Origin of the sequence: Pseudomonas frigoris (assembly GCF_047758635.1) — a bacterium.
Classification (GTDB): domain Bacteria; phylum Pseudomonadota; class Gammaproteobacteria; order Pseudomonadales; family Pseudomonadaceae; genus Aquipseudomonas; species Aquipseudomonas frigoris.
On record NZ_CP180479.1, the window covers coordinates 3,642,008 to 3,664,484 of the forward strand.

Sequence of the window (22,477 nt, forward strand, 5' to 3'; positions counted from 1 at the left end):
AGCTCAGGAGCACCACTATGAAAACCGCAACACTCGCCGCCCGCCGCTGGTGGTACATCATGCCCATCGTGTTCATCACCTACAGCCTGGCGTACCTGGACCGCGCCAACTACGGGTTCGCTGCCGCCTCCGGGATGGCCGCCGACCTGATGATCACACCGGGCCTGTCGTCGATGCTCGGCGCGCTGTTCTTCCTCGGCTACTTCTTCTTCCAGGTGCCGGGCGCGATCTACGCCCAGAAGCACAGCGTGAAGAAGCTGATTTTCGTCAGCCTGATTCTCTGGGGTGGTTTGGCCACGTTGACCGGGATCGTCTCCAACGCCTACTGGCTGGTCGTGATTCGCTTCATGCTCGGCGTGGTCGAAGCCGCGGTGATGCCGGCGATGCTGGTGTACCTGTGCCACTGGTTCACCCGTGCCGAACGCTCGCGCGCCAACACCTTCCTGATCCTCGGCAACCCGGTGACCATGCTCTGGATGTCGGTGGTGTCGGGCTATCTGGTGCAGCATTTCAGCTGGCGCTGGATGTTCATCATCGAAGGTTTGCCGGCGGTGCTTTGGGCATTTATCTGGTGGCGTCTGGCCGATGATCGTCCCGCTCAAGCCAAATGGCTAAGCGATCAAGAGAAGCAGGATCTGCAAAGCGCCCTGGCGGCCGAACAGGTCGGTATCAAAGCGGTGAAGAACTACGCAGAAGCCTTCCGCTCGCCGAAGGTGATCATCCTGGCCCTGCAGTTTTTCTGCTGGAGCATTGGCGTTTACGGCTTCGTGCTGTGGCTGCCGTCGATCCTCAAGGCCGGCGCGCAAATGGACATGATCGAGGCCGGCTGGCTTTCGGCGCTGCCGTATCTGGCAGCGGTGATCGGCATGCTGCTGGTGTCCTGGGGCTCGGACAAATTGCAGAAGCGCAAACGCTTTGTCTGGCCGCCACTGCTGATCGCTTCGATTGCGTTCTACGGTTCCTACGCGCTGGGCGCTGAACACTTCTGGTGGTCCTACACCTTGCTGGTGATCGCGGGCGCCTGCATGTATGCGCCGTATGGACCGTTTTTCGCCATCGTCCCGGAAATCCTGCCGGCCAACGTCGCGGGTGGCGCCATGGCGCTGATCAACAGCATGGGTGCGCTCGGCTCGTTTGGCGGTTCGTATCTGGTGGGCTACCTGAACAGCTCCACCGGCTCGCCGGGTGCTTCTTATCTGTTGATGAGCGGCGCGTTAATGCTCTCGGTGGTGCTGACGATGTTCCTCAAGCCCGGCGCCAGTGACCGGGTTGTGGCCAAGGCCGTTGTGCAACGGCCGACCGCTGCTCATTCCTGAATTGAAGTTGAGATGACGATGATGAAAAAGCAGGTTGTGCTGTACAAGAAACTCTCGCCGCTGCTGATGGCTCGCCTGCACGAGCAGACCGAGGTGACGCTGATCGACAACCTCAATGCCGACGGCCTGGCAACGCTGCGCGAGGCCCTGCCCCGCGCCCACGGGTTGCTCGGTGCGAGTCTGAAACTGGATGCCGGATTATTGGATCTGGCACCTGACCTGGAGGCCATCGCCAGCGTCTCCGTGGGGGTCGACAACTACGACATCGACTACCTGACCGAACGACGGATCCTGCTCAGCAACACCCCGGACGTACTCACCGAAACCACGGCCGACACCGGTTTCGCGCTGATCCTGGCGACCGCCCGGCGCGTGGTGGAACTGGCGAACATGGTTCGCGCCGGTCAGTGGAAGCGCAATGTCGGTCCCGCGCAATTCGGTACCGATGTGCACGGTAAAACCCTGGGCATCATCGGTATGGGGCGGATCGGTGAGGCCTTGGCCCAGCGTGGGCATTTCGGGTTTGGCATGTCGGTTATCTACCACAGCCACTCGCCAAAACCGGCGGTGGAACAACGGTTCGACGCGCAATACCGAAGCTTGCCGGAGCTGTTGCAGCAGGCGGATTTCGTTTGCCTGACCTTGCCGCTGACCGCTGAAACCGAAGGGCTGATCGGCGCCGAGCAGTTTGCCCTGATGCGCCCCGAAACCATCTTCATCAACATTTCACGGGGCAAGGTGGTGGACGAGCCAGCGCTGATTCAGGCCTTGCGTGAGGGGCAGATTCGCGCTGCGGGGCTGGATGTGTTCGAACGCGAACCGCTGAACACTGACTCGCCGCTGTTGCAACTGAACAACGTGGTGGCGACGCCGCACATTGGTTCGGCGACGCATGAAACGCGGGAGGCGATGGCCACTTGTGCGGTGGATAATCTGCTGGCGGCGCTGGCGGGTGAAAGGCCGGCGAATCTGGTGAATGTCGGGGCGTGGAAGGCTTGATGGATTTGGCGTTTGTTAGATAGCTTTCGCGAGCAAGCCCGCTCCCACATTTGATCGCGGTCGAATGTGGGAGCGGGCTTGCTCGCGAAGGGGCCATCAAAGCCAGCACAACTTCAGGCCCGACGCGCCTCCAGAAGGTCCGCCGCACACAACGCAATCCGCTGGCACGCATCCGCCAGCTTCAGCTGATCCACCACCAACCCCAGTCGAATATGCCCCGCCGCGCTCGGGCCGAACGCTTCACCCGCCAGCACCGACACGCCATAACCTTCCAACAGCCGCTCGGCAAAACTCTGGGCACACAACCCGGTCTGGCGCACATCGATCATCACGAACATGCCGCCATCAGGCCGGATCGGCCGGATGCCCGGGCAATCACTCAGGCTCGCGCACACCAGGTCGCGACGCTGGCGATACTCCTCGCGCATCAACGCCACTTCCGGCAGATCCTCATCCAGCGCCAATTGCGCGGCGTTCTGAATGAAATCCGGAATGCCAAACAGCATGCACAACGACAGGTGCACCAAGTGTTCGGCCAAAGGTTTCGGCCCGATCACCCAGCCCACACGCCAACCGCTCATGGCGTGGGATTTGGACAGGCTATTGATGGTCGCCGTGCGCTCGGCCATGCCCGGCAGGCTCGCCGGGCTGATGTGTTCGCCTTCGTACAACAGATCGCTGTAGACCTCGTCGCTGATCAACCACAAGTCGTGACGAACACACAGCGATGCCAGTTCCTGCCAGACCATCAGTGGCAAACTGGCGCCGGAAGGATTGTTCGGACTGTTGAGCACGATGGCGCGGGTTTTAGGCGTGATCAGCGCCGCGACATCCGCCGGATCGACCCGAAAGCCGTTCTCGGGGCGCACCGCCACCGGCACCACTTTGGCTGCGCAAGCACCGAACACGCCTTCATAGGTCACGTACATCGGCTCGGCGACGATCACTTCATCGCCGGGGTCGAGCAGGCATTGCGCGACCGAATACACCGCACATTGCGCACCCGGCAGCACGATCACATGATCGGCATCCACTGCTTGACCACTGCGACGTCGATGGCGGTTGGCAATGCTATCGCGCAACCCCCGACTGCCACGTATTGACGGGTAGTGGGTGTCACCGGCCAACAAGCTATCGATGCACGCCTGAACGATGGGCTGCGGCGTATCGAAGTCGGGATCGCCGATCGATAGCAGCAGCACATCAACGCCCTGCTCGATTAATTCCAGTGCTCGGTCATGAATCTGCCAGGCCGCTGCGCCGTCACCGGCAATTCGTTTGGTCAAGGCTGAATAGCGCATGTAATTCTCCAGTCGCGCGGGTTCCAAGCCACAACCCTATCTCAAATCACGAAACGCGCCACCATGGCATTTAAATCCACGGCCAGGCGCGACAGTTCGTGCGTCGCGGCGCTGGTCTGGTTGGCGCCAGCGGCGGACTGGGTGGCCAGGTCGCGGATGTTCACCAGGTTGCGGTCGACTTCGCGGGACACCTGGGCCTGTTCTTCGGACGCGCTGGCGATCACCAGGTTGCGCTCGTTGATCAGCTGGATCGACTGAGTGATCTGCTCCAGCGCCACACCGGCGGCGCGGGCCATTTCCAGGGTGCTTTGAGTGCGTTGATTGCTTTGCTGCATTGAGGAGACCGCTTGGCCGGTACCGTTCTGGATGCCGGCGACCATTTTTTCGATTTCCTGGGTCGATTGCGCGGTGCGATGGGCCAACGCCCGAACCTCGTCCGCCACCACCGCAAAACCGCGCCCGGCTTCACCGGCACGGGCGGCTTCGATTGCAGCGTTCAGCGCCAGCAGATTGGTCTGTTCGGCGATGGCGCGGATCACGTCCAGCACCTTGCCGATGTCGCGCCCCTGAGCGGCCAGGCCTTCGATCATCACCGAGGTGTTTTGCACATCGTGGGTCATGGTCTGGATCGCGCCGACGGTTTCCACCACACGGTCGCGACCTTCGCGGGCGGCCTGAGTCGACTGGTTCGAGGCTTCGGACGTCGACACCGCGTTGCGTGCCACTTCTTCCACGGCAGCGGTCATTTCGTTGACGGCGGTGGCGGCCTGTTCGATTTCGTTGTTCTGCTGTTGCAGACCGCGGGACGCTTCTTGGGTGACCGTGCTGAGTTCTTCAGCGGCGGCACCCAGTTGGGTGGCGGAACCGGCGATCTGTTCGATGGTTTTGCGCAGGTTGGTTTGCATCGTGGACAAGGCACCGAGCAAACGGGCCGGTTCGTCCTTGCCGTCGATGTCGATGGTTTTAGTCAGGTTGCCGCCCGCAATGTTTTCGGCCGCCTGGAGCGCACGGTTGAGCGGCGTGACGATGCTGCGGGTCAGCAGCCAGGCCAGCAGCACGGTCATCAGCGCCGCAGTCACCGCCACTGCGATGATGCCAGTCACGGCGTTGCTGTAGTGCTCGCCCGCTTCGGCCGCGGCGGTTTTCGCATATGTGTTGTTGAACGCTACCAGTTTGTTCAACTGCTCGCCCATCTGGTCCGTACCGTCCTTGATCCGGGTGTTGATCAGCGTGCGCATCTCATCGAGTTTGTTCTGCCGCGACAGCTCCAGCATCTGATTCTGGTCTTGCATATAGCTGTCCAGTGTTGTCGTGAACGTCTTGTACAGCGCGGCTTCTTCCGGGGTGGCCGGCAACGCTGCATAACTGGCTTGTGCGCTGCGAACCTTGTCGACCAGCAAGCCGGTACGTGTCTGGGCTTCCTGCAACGCGTTAGGATCACGGTTGACCAACACCCGGAAAGAAAGAATGCGCAGGCGCAGGATGTTTTCTGTCAGGTTGCCGAGAAACACGATGCTGGGCAGCTGCGTGGTTGCCATGTCGATGGAGGCTTGGCGGATGGTCGACATGCGGTTCACGGCAAACACACCCAGCACGATGACGAGCAAGGCAATGAAGGAAAAACCCAGGAAGGCTCGAGGCGCGATATTCAGATTACGCAGTGACATAGGATGATTCTCGGGTGATGGGGCTACGAGCATCCTTGCGTGATCGCTGAAGGGCGGGCGGTGGCGCACGCGCTTTCAGTTTGGCGCCACTGTTGGAATAGGTTTGTGTGGGCCTATTGGCTGTATCGGCTGGGGATGAGGATTCCTGCGGGGATTTGGAGAAAAATATTTCACCGGATTACGAGTGTTTCAACCATGAAACACTCTAGCTCTATGTAGCAGCTGCCGAGCCTGCGAGGCTGCGTTCGACTGCGCAGCAGTCGTGAAGTCATGCGGCGCGGTGTGTCAGGAAAAACCGGTTGCCGGATTTACGACTGCTTCGCAGTCGAACGCAGCCTCGCAGGCTCGGCAGCTGCTACAGGCGATCGTACGGCTTCAGGCTTTGCGAGCGGCCACCCGCCAAACCCGCGCAACATCACTGGCCCGTTCCCGTAACAACCGGGGCGCCTCGGCACACGCCTGCTCCAGCGTCATTGGCCCGCTGGCCAAGGCAAACGCGGCATCGATGCCATGTTCGTACAGTGCTTGATAACCCTCACCCAGTGTCCCGGCGATGACGATCACCGGCACGCCATGCTGCCGAGCAATACGCGCCACACCAAACGGCGTCTTGCCGCGCAGGGTCTGAGCGTCGAAACGGCCTTCACCGGTGATCACCAGGTCGGTGCCCTTGACCGCATCGTCCAGGCCGACCAGTTCGGCGACCACTTCGACCCCGGCCTTGAACTGCGCCCCCAGAAACGCCTTGGCGGCAAACCCCAGGCCGCCTGCCGCACCGCTGCCCGGTTCGTCACGTACGTCTTTGTTCAGGACTTGCGCGCACCGCTCGGCAAAGTGCCCGAGCGCTCGATCCAGTTGCTCGACTTGCTCGGGTGATGCCCCTTTTTGCGGGCCGAAAATCGCTGAGGCACCGTGAGGTCCGCACAGTGGATTGTTGACGTCGGCGGCGATGTCGAATTGCACTTCGGCCAGTCGCGGGGCGATTCCACTCATGTCGATTCGCGCTAGTTGCGCGAGGGCCAAGCCGCCCGGTGCCAGTATTTGGCCCTGGGCGTCCAGCAGCTTGACGCCCAAGGCCTGCATCGCCCCCGCCCCGCCGTCGTTGGTGGCGCTGCCGCCAATCGCCAGAATCACCCGTTGCGCCCCGGCATCGAGCGCCGCGCGGATCAACTCGCCGGTGCCGAACGTACTGCTGATGCAGGCGTCACGCTTGCCCGGCGGAACCAGTTGCAGGCCACTGGCCTCGGCCATTTCGATGATCGCAGTGTGGCTCTGGGGCAACCAGCCCCAAGCGGCCTCAACCATTGCGCCGAGCGGCCCACGGACATGGGTGCGGCGAAGTTCGCCCTCGCACGCCGCCAGAATAGACTCGACGGTCCCCTCCCCGCCGTCAGCCATCGGGCATTTGACCAGGAGCGCATCGGGCCAAACCTGCGCCAACCCCAGAGCAATGGCATCAGCCACACCCTGGGCACTCAGGCTGTCCTTGAACGAATCGGGGGCGATGACGATTTTCATGCGAATTCTCCAGTTCCAATGCGTTCCATGCTGCCAGCAGGCAAGAACAATAACGCCGGTCCGCTGCACAAGCCGGTGTGGCGTTTATTGTTCATTTCCACAAAACCTCCCTCCACACCGTTCGTTGTAGCAGCTGCCGAGCAGCGCGAGGCTGCGTTCGGCGGCGAAGCAGTCGTAAATTCTGCAAGCACGGTTTACCTGATGCTCCGCGTCGCATGATTTCACGACTGCTGCGCAGCCGAACGCAGCCTCGCAGGCTCGGCAGCTGCTACGGATTGGTGTTGGGGAGTTCGGTTTGGGGAAGGAGCTGGACACCGAGATAAAGCGCCAGCATTCCGTCCAGCCTTAACGGGTCAACACCGCTGAGCTCGGCAATCCGCTCCATCCGGTAACGCAAACTGTTGCGATGGATGCCCAGCGCATCGGCACAGGCCTGGCTCTGACCATCGTGATCGCACCAGCTGCGCAGGGTCGCCAGCAGTTGGCCGTTGCCATCCTTGGCGATGACTTTGCGCAGCGGTTTGAGCAACTCGTCCAGCGCGTCGTCGTTGCGGTGCCGCCAGAGCATCACCGGCAACCGATAACGGTTGAGCGTCAGCAAACGGGAGTGCGGTAACACATCGCGCCCATAGGCCAGCAAGTCGCCAACGCGTCGATAGCAACGACGCAGCCCGGACAATCCATCCGCCTGCCCGCCTACGGCGATGCGCAGAATGTTCCAGCCCAGGCCGTCGAGTTTTTCCAGCAGCCGGTCATTCTCGATCGCCTGCGCCGCCGGTCGGCACCAGAGCAACGAGGACTTGGCCGAACTCACGCACCAACTGTCCGGGTAGCGTGAGGTCAACCAGGCGCTGAGCGCCTCGACGGTTTGCCCCGGACCGTGTTCCATCCCTAACTCGAACAGATACGGCACCCGCGTCATCTGCGGCTTGAGCCCCAGTTGTTGCGCTTCGTCGATCAACCGCGGCGAATCCCCGGCCTCGCTGAGCAGCAATGCCAGCAGATCGTCGCATCGCTGGCGCCGCCATTGCTGTTCGGCCTGCTGATTGCGCTGGCCGACCAGCATCTCGGCGGTCATCCGCACCAGTTCGGCATAGGTGCGCAATTGCTCGGGTTCACCGGTGATGCCCAGCACGCCAATCAAGCGCTGATCGAGCAACAGCGGCAGGTTGATGCCCGGCTGCACGCCTTTCAGATGAATCGCCGTTTGGGCGTCGATCTCCACCACCCGCCCGTTGGCCAGCACCAGTTGCGCGCCTTCATGGCGGGTGTTGACCCGCTCCGGTTCGCCGCTGCCGAGTATCAGGCCCTGGCTGTCCATGACGTTGACGTTGTACGGCAGGATGGCCATCGCCCGGTCGACGATGTCCTGGGCCAGGTCGTGATCGAGTTCGAACATAGCGGTGATCCTTGAAAGCGTGATGGAGCGGATTGTTCACCCGCACAGGCCTTGGTTGCAAACCCTGTGCTCAGGCACAAAGACAATGACCCAAGCGGTGGCCGAGACTCACTGGGCGGTCAACGTTACCCTTGCATCGCAAAAAATCATAATAAAGAGAGAACCCGCCATGTCACAGAGCGCCGCCGCTACCCAGGCCATCGTTGACGAGAAAAACGCCGTCTACAAACGCATTACCCTGCGTTTGATCCCCTTCATCTTCATCTGCTACCTGTTCAACTACCTCGACCGGGTGAACGTTGGATTTGCCAAGCTGCAGATGCTCGACGCACTGAAATTCAGTGAAACCGTGTACGGCCTCGGGGCCGGGATCTTCTTTATCGGCTACGTGTTGTGCGGCGTCCCCAGCAACCTGGCCCTGACCAAATTCGGCCCGCGCCGCTGGATCGCGCTGATGATGATCGTCTGGGGCTCGCTGTCGACCTGCCTGCTGTTCGTCACCACACCGACCGAGTTCTACACCTTGCGCCTGTTCACCGGCGCGGCCGAAGCCGGGTTTTTCCCGGGTGTGGTGCTTTATCTCTCGCAGTGGTTTCCGACCTTCCGCCGTGGCCGCATCATGGCGTTGTTCATGTCGGCGATCCCGGTGTCCGGCCTGCTCGGCAGCCCGTTTTCCGGCTGGATTCTCAACCACTTCGGCGCAGGCCAGGCAGGCCAGGCAGGTTTGGCGGGCTGGCAGTGGATGTTCCTGCTGCAAGGCATTCCGACCGTGATCCTCGGCGCCCTCGCCTACTTCCTGTTGAGCGACAGTTACGCCAACGCCAAATGGCTCACGCCGTTCGAGCGCTCGGTACTGGAAGCCGACCACGCTGAAGACCTGGCCAACAAACCGAAAACCACCACCGACTCGTTGCTGGCCGTGTTCAAGAACCCAGCGATCTGGGCCTTCGGTCTGATCTATTTCTGCATCCAGAGCGGCGTCTACGCGATCAACTTCTGGCTCCCGTCGATCATCAAGAACCTGGGCTTCAGCGATAACCTGGTGATTGGCTGGCTCAGCGCGATTCCGTACCTGCTGGCGGCGCTGTTCATGCTGATGGTCGGCCGCTCGGCGGACCTGCGCAAAGAACGCCGCTGGCACTTGGTGGTGCCGATGCTCATGGGTGCGGTCGGTTTGCTGATCGCTGTGAATTTTGCGACTACGCCGGCCATTGCTATCCTCGGCCTGACCATCGCCACCATGGGCGCCCTCACCGGTTTGCCGATGTTCTGGCCGGTGCCTACCGCGCTGCTGAGCGCGGGCGCTGCGGCGGGTGGTTTGGCGTTGATCAACTCCATGGGGCAGATGGCCGGGTTCCTGAGTCCGTATCTGGTGGGTTGGGTCAAGGACAGCACCGGGTCGACCGATGCCGCGCTTTACCTGCTGGCGGGCGTGATTGTGTGCGGGAGTTTGTTGGCGTTGCGCATGACGCGTACGCTTCGCGTCTGATCACCGAAGATCCCCTGTGGGAGCGAGCCTGCTCGCGAAAAGGGAGTGTCAGTCGGCATCAAGGTTGCCTGGCACACCGCTTTCGCGAGCAAGCTCGCTCCCACATTTGATCTGAGGGTGTTTTAGATTTGCGTTTGCTCTGGACAGTCGTTCTGGTATTTGATTGAGCCTTTCTCCCACCGGTAAAAGGATTTCGTCATGAGCTATCGCACGCTGGGTCATTCGGGTTTACAGGTTTCCACCCTGACCTTGGGCACCATGATGTTCGGCGAACAGACCAGCACCGAAGATTCCCTGCGGATCATCGACAAGGCCTGGGACCAGGGCATCAATTTCATCGACACCGCAGACGTCTACACCAACGGCCGCTCCGAAGAGATCGTCGGCGAAGCGATTGCCGGTAACCGCCACGAATGGGTGCTGGCGACCAAGGTCGGTTTCGGCCCGGTGGACGGCGTTCCGAACCGCAGCGGTTTGAGCCGCAAGCACATCTTTAATGGCATCGATGCCAGCCTGACGCGCCTGGGCACCGATTATCTCGACATCTATTACCTGCACCGCGAAGACCACAACACGCCGCTGGAAGTCACGGTGTCGGCGATTGGCGATCTGATCCGCCAGGGCAAGATTCGCTATTGGGGTTTGTCGAACTACCGTGGCTGGCGCATCGCCGAGGTGATTCGTGTGGCCGATCAACTGGGCGTCGACCGGCCGGTGATCAGTCAGCCGCTGTACAACATCGTCAACCGTCAGGCGGAAACCGAGCAGATCACCGCCGCGCAAAACTATGGACTGGGCGTGGTGCCTTACAGCCCACTGGCGCGTGGTGTGCTCAGCGGTAAATACGCGCCGGACGTGAAGCCGGATGCCAACAGCCGCGCCGGCCGCGCAGACAAACGCATTCTGGAAACCGAATGGCGCGTCGAATCCCTGCGCATTGCTCAGCAGATCCAGCAGTACACCCAGGGTCGCGGCGTGGGCATCGTCGAATTCGCCATCGCCTGGGTGCTGAACAATAGCGCCGTGACTTCGGCCATCGTTGGACCGCGTACCGAAGAACAGTGGGATGCCTACGCCAAGGCGCAGGCGGTGAAGATTACGGCCGAGGATGAAGCGTTTATTGATTCGCTGGTTGTGCCTGGGCATGCGTCGACGCCGGGGTTTAATGATGTGAGCCACTTTGTGTCGGGGCGCAAACCGCGCTAACAGCAAAAGATCGCAGGCTTCGCCAGCTCCTACCTAGATCGGTGTACCCCAGTAGGAGCTGCCGAAGGCTGCGATCTTTTATCTGGCGACACATTCTCCGGCCGAACCACGTATCCTCTGCGCCCGTTTCACGTTCAACTTCGCGAGGACAGTTTGTCTAAAGGTATCGCTCTATCGGTTTCAGCCTCGGTGCTGTTTGCCGTCATGTATTACTACACCTCGCTGCTCACGCCTTTGAGCGGCGTGGAAATCTTCGGTTGGCGAATGCTGCTGACCCTGCCATGCATGACCGTGTTCATGGTGGTTTCCGGTGAATGGAAACGCGTAGTCGCCCTTTTTCGGCGGCTGGTTGGCCAACCAAAACTGCTCGCCGGCCTGATCGTTTCCGCGACTTTGCTGGGCCTGCAACTCTGGCTGTTCATGTGGGCGCCGCTCAATGGCTATAGCCTCGATGTGTCCCTGGGCTACTTCCTGTTGCCGCTGTCCATGGTGCTGACCGGGCGGGTCGCCTATGGCGAGCGACTGTCTTACCTGCAAAAGGTTGCCGTGTTTTTTGCTTCCCTCGGCGTGCTCAACGAGCTGTATCAGGTCGGCGGCTTTTCCTGGGCGACCTTGCTGGTCGTCATCGGTTATCCGCTCTACTTCATCCTGCGCAAGCGACTGGCGACCGACAACCTCGGCGGTTTGTGGATGGACATGGCGTTGATGTTGCCCGTGGCGTTCTGGTTCGTTCAGGGCGGTGAACAGGGTTTCGCCGTGTTCGATCAGCACCCGTGGCTGTCACTGCTGATCCCGTTACTCGGCGTCATCAGTGCTTCGGCGCTGGTGGTTTACATCATCGCCAGCCGACTGCTGCCGTTCAGCCTGTTCGGGTTGTTGAGCTATGTCGAGCCGGTGCTGTTGCTCGGCGTTGCGTTGCTGCTGGGGGAAAGCATCAAGGCCGGTGAGTGGCTGACGTACATCCCGATTTGGTTGGCTGTTGTGGTGTTGGTATTTGAAGGGTTCAAGCATTTGATGCGACATCGACGCCCTTAAAAGCAAAAGATCGTCCGAACGCGGCCCGAACCTTCGGCAGCTCCTACAGTGTGAACACAATATCCCTGTAGGAGCTGCCGAAGGCTGCGATCTTTTGAACTTAAAAAGCCCGGCCAGCATTGCTGCTGACCGGGCTTTTTTACATCTGAAACGGTTTAGTCGGTGGAGAGCACGCCACGACGAACCTGGTCGCGCTCGATGGATTCGAACAGCGCCTTGAAGTTGCCTTCGCCGAAACCATCGTCGCCTTTACGCTGGATGAATTCGAAGAACACCGGGCCCATCAGGGTTTCCGAGAAGATTTGCAACAGCAGACGCTTGTCGCCCGACTCGGACGAACCGTCCAGCAGAATGCCGCGCGATTGCAGTTGATCAACCGGCTCACCGTGGTTCGGCAAACGGCCTTCGAGCATTTCGTAATAGGTTTCCGGCGGCGCGGTCATGAAGCGCATGCCGATGCTTTTCAGGTGATCCCAGGTCTTGATCAGGTCATCGCTGAGGAAGGCAACGTGCTGGATGCCCTCGCCGTTGAACTGCATCAGGAACTCTTCGATCTGCCCGGCGCCCTTGGACGATTCTTCGTTCAGCGGGATACGGATCATGCCGTCCGGCGCGGTCATGGCCTTGGAGGTCAGGCCGGTGTATTCGCCCTTGATGTCGAAGTAACGGATCTCGCGGAAGTTGAACAGCTTCTCGTAGAAGTTGGCCCAGTAGGCCATGCGACCGCGATACACATTGTGGGTCAGGTGGTCGATGATCTTCAGGCCAGCCCCGACCGGGTTGCGGTCAACGCCTTCGATGAATACGAAGTCGATGTCGTAGATCGAGCTGCCTTCACCAAAACGGTCGATCAGGTACAGCGGCGCACCGCCGATGCCTTTGATCGCGGGCAGGTTCAGTTCCATCGGGCCGGTTTCGATGTGAATCGGCTGGGCGCCCAGTTCCAGGGCCCGGGCAAACGCCTGCTGGGCATTCTTGACGCGGAACGCCATGCCGCACACCGACGGACCGTGCTCGGCCGCGAAGTACGAAGCGACGCTGTGCGGTTCGTTGTTGAGGATCAGGTTGATCTGGCCCTGGCGATACAGGTGCACGTCTTTGGAACGGTGGGTCGCGACCTTGGTGAAGCCCATGATCTCGAAGATCGGCTCCAGGGTGTTCGGGGTCGGCGATGCGAATTCGATGAATTCAAAGCCCATCAGGCCCATTGGGTTTTCGTATAAATCTGCCATGGTTGGCGCCTCATCATTTTCTTGTCAATTAACGGATCGTTAGTTGCTAGCAATGCTGAGACCGGCGGGTGGCGCGCAGGAGATACCCCGCACGCTGCGGGCGAGGAAGTCACCATAGATCAATTGAAACCCGAAACTCTTCATTGTCGACCCAAGGCTCTTGCGGGCAAGGCTTCTGCTGCCAGAAGACGATTATTCTTATATGCGTAACCAGATTCTACACAGCGTAAATAGGTTTGTCCGCCTTCTGTATCAAATCCCCTTTTTCCCTGCGCGCGCAAGGGGTTTGTTGCACAGGAAAATCCCCGCGAGGATCAGCCCTCCTCCCAGGCACATCGCCAAGGTCAACTGCTCGCCTAACAACAGCGCACCGAGGATCACCGCAGTCAGCGGGTTGAGGGCGATGAACACGCCTGAACGCGTCGCGCCGATTTTGCGAATACCGTCGTAATAGCCGATATAGGCCAGCGCCGAGCCCAATACGCCCAGGTACATCAGGCTCAACCATTGCGTTGGTCCGAGGCTGGTGAGTGCCGTAATACTCAACTCACCGCGAACAGCACTGGTCACCCACAGCATCAGCGTGCCCATCAGAATTGAGTACGTCACCGTTTGCACCGGCCCCAGGGTTTGATTCAGGTCTTTGGAGAACAGCGAATAAACGCCCCAGCCGAGCACACAGCCGAAGATCAACAGATCGCCGATCCAGGCATCGGGGTTGCTGGCCAATAGTTGTGGGTTACGGCTGATGATTACCAGGCTCGCCCCGGCAATACAGATCGCAATTCCGATGACTTTCGCTCGGCTCAAGCGCTCCTTAAATAGCAGCCATGACGCCAGCCCGATCACGGCAGGGTTCAACGCCACGATCAATGACGCCCGTGAAGCATTGATGTAGTGCAGCCCATAAAAGAAGCACAGGTTGTAGAAAAAGATTCCGAAAAAACCCAGCAGCGCCAATTGCAGCCATTGCCTGGGGCTGGGCCTTGCAAGAGGCACGCGAGCCAGTAGCAGAAACACCAGCAGCGCCACACTGGCCAGCAAGAATCGCAGGCTGGCGGCAAACAAGGGGCTGAGGCTGTCGGCCAGAAACCGCCCGGCGACAAAGGTGCCGCCCCAGATCATGGTGACTGCCGCCAGTTTCAGATAAACCGGCACGTCCGAAGGGTTGGACAGGCTCTGCTCATAGGTCGTCATAGGTTTCCAGAACGAGAAATCGGGAGAGATGAAGTATCATTCGACTAATACCTTCTCATCGTAAAATGAGTAAACACTCATGACCCTTGCCCAACTGGAGATATTTTCTCTGGTCGCCGAGCTTCAAGGCTTTACGGCGGCAGCCAATCGCTCGGGGATTTCCCAATCCGCGGTCTCTCACGCCCTCAAGTCGCTGGAACAGGAATTGGGCGTCGAGCTGCTGCGCCGGCATCAGTCCCGGGTCGAACTCAGCGACATCGGCCAACAACTTTTGCTGCGCGCCCGAGCGATGCTGGGCCTGGCCAACACCTTGCGCCAGGAAGCGGCGGATGCGCGCGGGATGAAACGCGGCACATTGCGCATCGGCTCGTTCGGCCCGACCTCATCGATCAAACTGCTGCCGCTGATCCTGCAGCACTACCGCGCGGCTCACCCGGGCATCGAGGTCCACATTGACGAAGGCCCGGACCGGCAGGTGATCCAGTGGCTGGAGGAACGGCGTATCGATATCGGCTTCGTGGTGTTGCCCGAGGAGCGGTTCGACACCTTTGCGCTGATCGCAGACCAAATGGTCGCGCTGCTACCCGTCGATCATCCGCTGGCCCGTCGCGACAGCCTGACCCTGAGCGATTTGTGCAACGACCCCTTTGTCTTGACCGAGGCCGGTTCCTCGGAACTGGTGTCGCGACTGTTCAGTGCCGCCCGGCTAACTCCGAACATCCGTTATCGCTGCTCGCAACTACTGAGCACGCTGGACACCGTTGGCCGAGGCGACGCGCTGACGGTTGTCGCCGAAAGCTCATTACCCGACGACCGCGACAGTCGCTACGTGAAAAAACCGCTATCGCCACCGGTCATCCGTCAGGTTGGTCTGGCGGTACTCGACCAGCGCCAGTCATCCCCTGCGGCGCTGGCTTTTATCAAACTGGCCGAACGCCTGAATTACCGTTGAGCGGCACACACACCGAGGGCCAACTATCATGGCCTCTACCTGAACTCTTTTTGGAAGGCGTCCCGTCCTGCCAGCATTTGAGAGCCCTACTTCATCGTGACAGGTTTCGCAAATGCCACTGAACGTCAAAACCCGCCGCAAACGCGGTATCAGGATGGCTGTGACGCTACTGAGCGGATTACTCCCGGTGCTGTTGGGATTTGCCATTCTTTATATGCAAGCTGAGCGTGCGCTCAAGCAAAGCACTGAACAGACGGCCGAAGAAGCCATTCGCCAATTCGAATTGATGCTCGACAACACCGCCCAGGCCGCTCGGGAGCTTCTGCCGCTGGCCGGCCAAAACTGCAACGACGTCAAACTGGCCTTGCGCGAACAGGTCACCCGCCGGCCGTTCGTGCGCTCGACCAATCTGGTGTGGGACAACACCATTTACTGCAGCTCTTTGTTCGGTGAAGTTCAGGAAACGATCGTTTCCGGCGACTACAGCGAAGGCGCGTTGTTGCTGATGAAGGGCAACCCGGTCACGCCTGATACCGCATTGCTTGTGTATCGGCTCAGCAAAGAAAAACAGGGCGCGATGAGCACCCTGGACGGGTATCACCTGAGTAACGTACTGCGGCTGATCGGTCGCAAGACATTGCTGCTACTCCAAGTAGGCCCCCATTGGTTGTCCGCCGATGGCAAATTCCATGAAGGTGCCCTGCCTGCCTTTGCGGTGGCGCAAACCGAATTGGCGTCCTCGCGTTACGCCTTTTCGGTGACGGCCGGATTTCCCGAAGGCGAAACCTGGCGCTTCATGAGCAGTGAGTATCCGCCGCTGTTCAGCTTGCTGATCTTCTTCGGTGTGATTTCCGGATTGATCGGGCACTTTGTGCAAAAACGCTCGTCATCACCGAGCAATGAAATGCGGCGCGCCCTGGAGGCGGCGGAGTTCATTCCGTACTTTCAACCTGTGGTGCATGGCGATAACAAGAAGTGGTCCGGCGCCGAGGTGCTGATGCGCTGGAATCATCCCAAGGAAGGTCTGGTGCGTCCGGAGCTGTTCATTCCGTTTGCCGAACACTCCGGGCTGATCGTGCCGATGACCCGCTCATTGATGCAGCAGACCGCCGAATGGTTGGCGCCTGTTTCATCCTCTTTCGAGGGCGCTTTTCACATCGGCATCAACATTACCGCCAGCCACTGCAAGGACCTGGAACTGGTCGAGGATTGCCGTCAATTCCTCGCGGCCTTCGAACCGGGTGCCGTCAGCCTGGTGCTGGAACTCACCGAGCGCGAACTCATCGAACCCACGGCCATCACCCACCAACTGTTCGAGCAGCTTCACGCGCTGGGCGTGATGATCGCGATCGATGACTTCGGCACCGGTCACTCAAGCCTGGGTTACCTGCGTCAGTTCAATGTGGACTTTCTGAAAATCGACCAGAGTTTTGTCGCCATGATCGGCGTTGACGCCCTCTCACGGCATATTCTGGACACCATCATCGAACTCTCGGCCAAGCTCGACCTGGGTATCGTCGCCGAAGGTGTGGAAACCGTGGAGCAAAGTGATTATCTGACCACCCACGGCGTGAACTTCTTGCAAGGTTATCTGTTCGGCCGACCGATGCCCGGCGCGGACTTCATTAACGCATTAAGTCACCATTAACTAGCGACGCTAAGCGACGAGACAAGGAGATCGCGCACCCATTTGAATCAAAAGACTACTGTTGTTACATGAAGAAAAAGACAGGATTTACTCTTGGCCAATTAACTACTACAATTTTTCATGCCTGCGCTAGATTGGCAGGTGAGCCATTATCACCGAGTCGCTTCAAGGCTCTTGGCTTATAGCTTTGTTTGCGGTTGGTATCAGCCAAACACACTATTGGAGTAAAGATATTGTCCAGACTCGCTGAATTTCGTGCAGCTGAAAAGGCCCTTCAAGAGCAGCTCAAGCAGCTGGAAACCCTGAAGAATGATGCCGGGCTCAAGAAAGAAATCGAATTCGAAGAAAAGCTCCAGGGGCTGATGAAAACCTACGGCAAGAGCCTGCGCGACATCATCGCCATTCTCGATCCGAACCCGGCAAAATCCGGTCTGCAACAGCCGACGCCTAAAACCCGCCGCGCTCGCGTGGTCAAGGTTTATCAGAATCCGCACACCGGTGAACTGATTGAAACCAAGGGTGGCAACCACCGCGGCCTGAAAGCCTGGAAGGAACAATACGGTGCAGCTACCGTTGATTCCTGGCTGCGTGGCTAAGCACTCACGGTGACAAAAAAAGCCCTGCCAATGCAGGGCTTTTTCATGGACGCCTTCTAAATGCAACGATTAGCGTCGATCAACTCGCTACTTGCTGAATAACTTTGTGCTTAATCCGTTTGGGTATCTAAAAATTTCAGAATGCGCTGAAACCGGCAGCCATTGAAATCATTAACTAAAGTTTCAAGCTGTTACGGGCCGCGTCTATTTCATCCTGACTTGCCTTATAAACCTCAGCCTGCCCCGCGTAGGAAAGAACATAGGCCTTATCGGCATCCACGGCGGCAACCAATGTTTGAGAGAGCACATGCCTTCCGTTCTGCGTGATCGTGCAGGTTGTTTCCAGCGCTGATAAGCGGCTCAAGGTCGTCGGATGAATCTTGTTGCAGACACTTTGATAACCGCCTTGAAAGAAGTCCTTCTGCACCGACTTGCGCATCTCCAGCAATACGCCCTGCAGATTCACCTTATGACCACTTTCCACCTGAGTCATGGTCAACTCCATCACCATCACCGGCGTGCCACCCTGATCGTTTTTCACCGCACGCTGGCGGGAAACGTGGGTGTTGGCGTCATCTTGCGGGACGGCTTCGACTTCCCAGCCGTTGGGCCAGGTCATGACTGGCGCGTCTGCGTGAGCGCTGTTAACACCTGAAAGCACGCCGATCAGGACGAACATAGATTTACAGAAACGAATCATTGCAATGAACACTCACGGATTGAACCGTAAAGTCTGAGCCTCGCCCGCCTGTCAGGCAATAGCCGACGCTTTGGGTTTGGTGATGTCAGAGCCCTTGCGTATCATTGTCGCCATTCGTTAGCCCCACTTATTTTCCGGAGGGCCCATGAGCCTGCACGAATTGAACACCTTCCCAGGCGTGACTGCCCAACCTGACACCGCCACCCAGAAGTTCGTCTTCAACCACACCATGCTGCGGGTCAAGGACATCACCAAGTCCCTGGATTTCTACACGCGCATTTTGGGTTTCTCGCTGGTGGAAAAACGCGACTTCCCGGAAGCCGAGTTCAGCCTGTACTTTCTGGCGCTGGTCGATAAAAACCAGATCCCGGCCGACGCTGCTGCCCGCACTGAATGGATGAAGTCGATCCCCGGCATCCTCGAACTGACCCACAATCACGGCACCGAGAACGACGCGGATTTCGCTTACCACAACAGCAACACCGACCCGCGTGGTTTTGGCCACATCTGCATCTCGGTGCCGGATATCGTCGCTGCGTGCGAGCGCTTCGAAGCGCTGGGCTGCGATTTCCAGAAGCGCCTGAATGATGGCCGCATGAAGAGCCTGGCCTTTATCAAAGACCCGGATGCGTACTGGGTTGAGATCATCCAACCCGCACCGATGTAAGCCCCACTGCAGATCCCTGTGGGAGCGGGCTTGCTCGCGAATGCGGTGTGTCATTCATCAGTGATGTCGGCTGACAGTCCGCATTCGCGAGCAAGCCCGCTCCCACATTGGGAATGTGTGAAGCACAAAAAAAACCCATGATCGCTCATGGGGTTTTTGTGTTTTCAGCGTCGGGTTTTATGCCGGAGCCGAGGTCCGGATCAGGTGATCGAATGCGCTCAGGGAGGCTTTGGCGCCCTCGCCCACCGCAATCACAATCTGCTTGTACGGCACGGTGGTCACGTCACCGGCAGCGAACACGCCCGGCATTGAAGTCTCACCGCGAGCATCGACGATGATCTCACCGCGAGGCGACAACTCGATCGTGCCTTTGAGCCAATCGGTGTTTGGCAGCAAGCCGATCTGCACGAAGATCCCTTCCAGCTGGACGGTACGCAACTCGTCCGACTGACGATCCTTGTAGCGCAGGCCGTTGACCTTCTGACCGTCGCCCAACACCTCAGTGGTTTGCGCACTGGTGATGACAGTGACGTTCGGCAGGCTGTGCAACTTGCGCTGCAAGACCGCATCGGCGCGCAACTGCACGTCGAACTCCAGCAGTGTTACGTGGGACACGATGCCCGCCAGATCGATGGCCGCTTCGACGCCGGAGTTACCGCCGCCAATCACCGCTACGCGCTTACCTTTGAACAGCGGACCGTCGCAGTGCGGGCAGTACGCCACGCCTTTGTTGCGGTATTGCTGCTCACCCGGGACGTTCATTTCACGCCACCGCGCACCGGTCGCCAGGATCACGGTCTTGGCTTTCAGGGTCGCGCCGCTGGCGAAGTGGACTTCGTGCAACTCGCCGTTCTTGCCCGGCACCAACTTGTCGGCGCGTTGCAGGTTCATGATGTCGACGTCGTACTGCTTGACGTGTTCTTCCAGTGCCACAGCCAGTTTCGGCCCTTCGGTTTCCTGCACGGAGATGAAGTTCTCGATGGCCATGGTGTCGAGCACCTGCCCACCAAAACGTTCAGCCGCCACACCGGTACGAATGCCTTTACGGGCAGCGTATATCGCGGCCGAAGCACCGGCCGGACCACCGCCGACGACCAGTACGTCAAAGGCTTCTTTGGCGCTGATCTTCTCGGCTTGACGCTCGATCCCGCTGGTGTCGATCTTGGCGAGGATTTCTTCAAGGCCCATACGACCCTGACCGAAGTTCACGCCGTTCAGGTAAATGCTTGGCACGGCCATGATCTGACGATCATCGACTTCGGCCTGGAACAGCGCGCCGTCAATGGCGACGTGGCGGATGTTCGGGTTAAGCACGGCCATCAGGTTTAATGCCTGGACCACGTCCGGGCAGTTCTGGCAGGACAGCGAGAAGTAAGTCTCGAAGCTGAACTCGCCTTTGAGCGAACGGATCTGTTCGATCACTTCAACGCTGGCCTTCGAAGGGTGACCGCCGACTTGCAGCAGGGCCAGCACCAGGGATGTGAATTCGTGGCCCATCGGGATGCCGGCGAAACGCAGGCTGATATCGGCACCCGGGCGGTTGATCGAGAACGATGGTTTACGTGCATCGTCACCGTTGTCGAGCAAGGTAATTTGGGTAGAAAGACTGGCAACGTCTTTCAGAAGAGCGAGCATTTCCTGGGATTTCGCACCGTCGTCGAGGGATGCGATGATCTCGATCGGCTGGGTGACCCGTTCCAGGTATGACTTCAACTGGGCTTTAAGATTGGCGTCCAACATACGGGCGATTTCCATGCTTTTAATAGGGAGTGAATTCGAAAAAAAAACGCCCGAGCGAATCTCGCCCGGGCGTTTTTGAGGGCGGTTGCAGCTTACTTAGGTGCGGAAACCCGCCCTGATGATGCGATCCACAGACTTAGATCTTGCCGACCAGGTCCAGGGACGGAGCCAGAGTGGCCTCGCCTTCTTTCCACTTGGCTGGGCAAACCTGGCCTGGGTGAGCAGCGACGTACTGAGCAGCCTTGATTTTGCGCAGCAGCTCGGAAGCGTCACGACCCACACCGCCGTCGTTCAGTTCGACGATTTTGATCTGGCCTTCAGGGTTGATCACGAAGGTGCCACGGTCAGCCAGACCTGCTTCTTCGATCAGCACGTCGAAGTTGCGGGAGATGGCGTGAGTCGGGTCGCCGATCATGGTGTACTGGATTTTGCCGATGGCTGGCGAAGTGTTGTGCCAGGCAGCATGAGCAAAGTGGGTATCGGTGGAAACGCTGTAGATCTCGACGCCCAGCTTCTGGAACGCGTCGTAGTTGTCAGCCAGGTCTTCCAGTTCGGTCGGGCAAACGAAGGTGAAGTCGGCTGGGTAGAAGAACACGACAGACCACTTGCCTTTCAGGTCAGCGTCCGACACTTTTACGAAGTCGCCATTTTTGAAGGCGTCAGCTTTGAACGGTTTAACTTGGCTGTTGATGATAGGCATCGATGACTCTCCGTCAGGGTTGAAAAGTTGGGTTGAGAAGTTGGGTTGAGAAGTTGATGGCGTGAATCCTACCGACTCGATTGCCGGATGGCTCATTGGCAAAGCTCATGCTGCTCATTGGTTTTCGCTATTAGCCGAACGTATTAATAGAAGAAAACTTACTTAGCAGCGCCAATGGTTTTTTCCGCGAGCGGTGTCATCCCGAGAAACGGGCTGGCTTCAACATAGCGCATGGCGGACTTCATATCCTTCCAGCCCACGTAACTCATCAACGACTTCAAGTCCCACCCGCTCTGATGAGCCCAAGTGGCAAAGCCGCGCCGCAAGGAGTGACTGGTGTAGTGCTCGGCCGGGATGCCGGCACGTTCAAGCGCCTGGCGCAGTAACGGGATCACGCTGTTGGCGTGCAACCCCTCCTCGCTCAGGTGGCCCCAACGGTCGATGCCCCGGAATACCGGTCCACGGACCAGCGCGGCTTCGGTGATCCAGTCGATGTACGCCTGCACCGGGCACAGGCGCTGCAACGCTGGCGTCTGGTAAGTCTTGCCGAGGTTTTCGCGGTCACTCTTGGTTCGCGGCAAATAGAGCGTGATGCCTGAGCCGGCAGCCGCTTGCACGTGCTCGATCTGTAACCGGCACAACTCATCGCTACGAAAGCCGCGCCAGAAGCCCAACAGAATCAGCGCCCTGTCGCGCCTGGCCCGCAAAAGGGCAGGTTGATCGTGCTCAGATTTTGCGGTTTGCGCTTCTTGCTCCAACCAGGCAACCACTTGCTCCAGATGCTGAAGCTGTAATGGCTCGGCCTGTTTTTCTTGAGCCGGGTGTAGCGCGCGAATGCCCTTGAAGACCTTGCGCACTACCGGCGCCTTGGTGGGGTCGGGAAATCCCTGACTGTTGTGCCATTGCGCCAGTGCTGACAAACGCAACTTCAAGGTATTGATCGACAGCACGCCCGCGTGAGCAACGAGGTAGCGCGCGACGCTGTCGCTGGTCGCTGGCAGGAAGCCGCCCCAACTGACTTCGAAATGCTCGATAGCCGCCCGGTAACTGCGACGGGTGTTGTCGCGGGTGGCGGCTTGCAGGTAACGATCCAGCTCAGTCATCGGCTCAACTCT

At 59.1% G+C, this 22,477-nt stretch carries 19 protein-coding genes; 9 read left to right on the top strand and 10 right to left on the bottom strand.

Features of this window, described 5'->3' with window-relative positions:
- Positions 1–17: 17 nt before the first annotated feature.
- Both ACMXYH_RS16645 and ACMXYH_RS16650 read left to right on the top strand, forming a co-directional pair.
- Positions 18–1,316 carry an MFS transporter gene (locus ACMXYH_RS16645; RefSeq protein ID WP_415764181.1) on the top strand — a complete coding sequence of 433 codons (1,299 nt, stop codon included), beginning with the start codon at positions 18–20 and terminating at the stop codon, positions 1,314–1,316.
- A 21-nt stretch (positions 1,317–1,337) separates the two neighbouring features.
- Positions 1,338–2,315 carry a 2-hydroxyacid dehydrogenase gene (locus ACMXYH_RS16650; RefSeq protein ID WP_129444480.1) on the top strand — a complete coding sequence of 326 codons (978 nt, stop codon included), beginning with the start codon at positions 1,338–1,340 and terminating at the stop codon, positions 2,313–2,315.
- Between the two features lie 113 nt (positions 2,316–2,428).
- On the opposite strand, the gene ACMXYH_RS16655 is transcribed toward ACMXYH_RS16650, so the two are convergent.
- The 4 genes from ACMXYH_RS16655 to ACMXYH_RS16670 form a co-directional block, all read right to left on the bottom strand.
- On the bottom strand, positions 2,429–3,616 hold the full coding sequence (locus ACMXYH_RS16655) for a pyridoxal phosphate-dependent aminotransferase (protein ID WP_415764182.1): 1,188 nt from the start codon (positions 3,614–3,616) through the stop codon (positions 2,429–2,431).
- A 41-nt stretch (positions 3,617–3,657) separates the two neighbouring features.
- Entirely contained in the window at positions 3,658–5,283 is a 1,626-nt protein-coding gene (locus ACMXYH_RS16660; protein WP_415764183.1) for a methyl-accepting chemotaxis protein, read from the bottom strand.
- Between the two features lie 375 nt (positions 5,284–5,658).
- Entirely contained in the window at positions 5,659–6,801 is a 1,143-nt protein-coding gene (locus tag ACMXYH_RS16665) for a glycerate kinase (protein ID WP_415764184.1), read from the bottom strand.
- Positions 6,802–7,069: 268 nt separating this feature from the next.
- On the bottom strand, positions 7,070–8,200 hold the full coding sequence (locus tag ACMXYH_RS16670; protein WP_347805559.1) for a sugar diacid recognition domain-containing protein: 1,131 nt from the start codon (positions 8,198–8,200) through the stop codon (positions 7,070–7,072).
- 169 nt (positions 8,201–8,369) lie between these two features.
- Between ACMXYH_RS16670 and ACMXYH_RS16675 the strand changes: the two genes are divergently transcribed.
- From ACMXYH_RS16675 to rarD, 3 genes are all read left to right on the top strand, one after another.
- Positions 8,370–9,689 (top strand): MFS transporter, encoded by a 1,320-nt coding sequence (locus tag ACMXYH_RS16675; RefSeq protein ID WP_415764185.1) that lies wholly within the window; start codon positions 8,370–8,372, stop codon positions 9,687–9,689.
- Positions 9,690–9,887: 198 nt separating this feature from the next.
- Positions 9,888–10,895, top strand: coding sequence for an aldo/keto reductase (locus ACMXYH_RS16680; RefSeq protein ID WP_415764186.1), 1,008 nt, complete (start codon positions 9,888–9,890; stop codon positions 10,893–10,895).
- 153 nt (positions 10,896–11,048) lie between these two features.
- Complete coding sequence (rarD, locus tag ACMXYH_RS16685) at positions 11,049–11,930, top strand: EamA family transporter RarD (RefSeq protein WP_134420124.1); 882 nt, start codon at positions 11,049–11,051, stop codon at positions 11,928–11,930.
- 155 nt (positions 11,931–12,085) lie between these two features.
- Here the strand turns inward: rarD and hppD are convergent, their stop codons facing one another.
- Both hppD and ACMXYH_RS16695 read right to left on the bottom strand, forming a co-directional pair.
- Positions 12,086–13,162: a 4-hydroxyphenylpyruvate dioxygenase gene (gene hppD / locus ACMXYH_RS16690; RefSeq protein WP_046054072.1), complete on the bottom strand. Its 1,077-nt coding sequence runs from the start codon at positions 13,160–13,162 to the stop codon at positions 12,086–12,088.
- Between the two features lie 252 nt (positions 13,163–13,414).
- A complete protein-coding gene (locus tag ACMXYH_RS16695; protein ID WP_415764187.1) occupies positions 13,415–14,359 on the bottom strand; it encodes a DMT family transporter in 945 nt (314 codons plus the stop codon).
- A gap of 79 nt (positions 14,360–14,438) precedes the next feature.
- On the opposite strand from ACMXYH_RS16695, the gene ACMXYH_RS16700 reads away from it, so the two are divergent.
- The 3 genes from ACMXYH_RS16700 (at position 14,439) to ACMXYH_RS16710 (ending at position 17,555) form a co-directional block, all read left to right on the top strand.
- Entirely contained in the window at positions 14,439–15,311 is an 873-nt protein-coding gene (locus ACMXYH_RS16700) for a LysR family transcriptional regulator (RefSeq protein WP_415764188.1), read from the top strand.
- A gap of 112 nt (positions 15,312–15,423) precedes the next feature.
- The gene (locus tag ACMXYH_RS16705; protein ID WP_415764189.1) at positions 15,424–16,959 is read left to right on the top strand and encodes an EAL domain-containing protein; all 1,536 of its coding nucleotides are present in this window, start codon (positions 15,424–15,426) and stop codon (positions 16,957–16,959) included.
- Between the two features lie 233 nt (positions 16,960–17,192).
- Entirely contained in the window at positions 17,193–17,555 is a 363-nt protein-coding gene (locus ACMXYH_RS16710; RefSeq protein ID WP_129444504.1) for a histone-like nucleoid-structuring protein, MvaT/MvaU family, read from the top strand.
- A gap of 175 nt (positions 17,556–17,730) precedes the next feature.
- Here ACMXYH_RS16710 and ACMXYH_RS16715 read toward each other — a convergent pair whose 3' ends face one another.
- Positions 17,731–18,255 (bottom strand): DUF4946 domain-containing protein, encoded by a 525-nt coding sequence (locus ACMXYH_RS16715; protein WP_134420132.1) that lies wholly within the window; start codon positions 18,253–18,255, stop codon positions 17,731–17,733.
- Positions 18,256–18,400: 145 nt separating this feature from the next.
- Between ACMXYH_RS16715 and gloA the strand changes: the two genes are divergently transcribed.
- Positions 18,401–18,922: a lactoylglutathione lyase gene (gene gloA / locus ACMXYH_RS16720; protein WP_415764190.1), complete on the top strand. Its 522-nt coding sequence runs from the start codon at positions 18,401–18,403 to the stop codon at positions 18,920–18,922.
- Between the two features lie 177 nt (positions 18,923–19,099).
- Here gloA and ahpF read toward each other — a convergent pair whose 3' ends face one another.
- The 3 genes from ahpF to ACMXYH_RS16735 all read right to left on the bottom strand — a co-directional run bounded on the left by ahpF (position 19,100) and on the right by ACMXYH_RS16735 (position 22,465).
- Positions 19,100–20,662, bottom strand: coding sequence for an alkyl hydroperoxide reductase subunit F (gene ahpF, locus ACMXYH_RS16725; RefSeq protein ID WP_415764191.1), 1,563 nt, complete (start codon positions 20,660–20,662; stop codon positions 19,100–19,102).
- 136 nt (positions 20,663–20,798) lie between these two features.
- Complete coding sequence (gene ahpC / locus ACMXYH_RS16730; RefSeq protein ID WP_007975937.1) at positions 20,799–21,362, bottom strand: alkyl hydroperoxide reductase subunit C; 564 nt, start codon at positions 21,360–21,362, stop codon at positions 20,799–20,801.
- A 158-nt stretch (positions 21,363–21,520) separates the two neighbouring features.
- Complete coding sequence (locus ACMXYH_RS16735; RefSeq protein ID WP_134420136.1) at positions 21,521–22,465, bottom strand: site-specific integrase; 945 nt, start codon at positions 22,463–22,465, stop codon at positions 21,521–21,523.
- Positions 22,466–22,477: the final 12 nt, after the last annotated feature.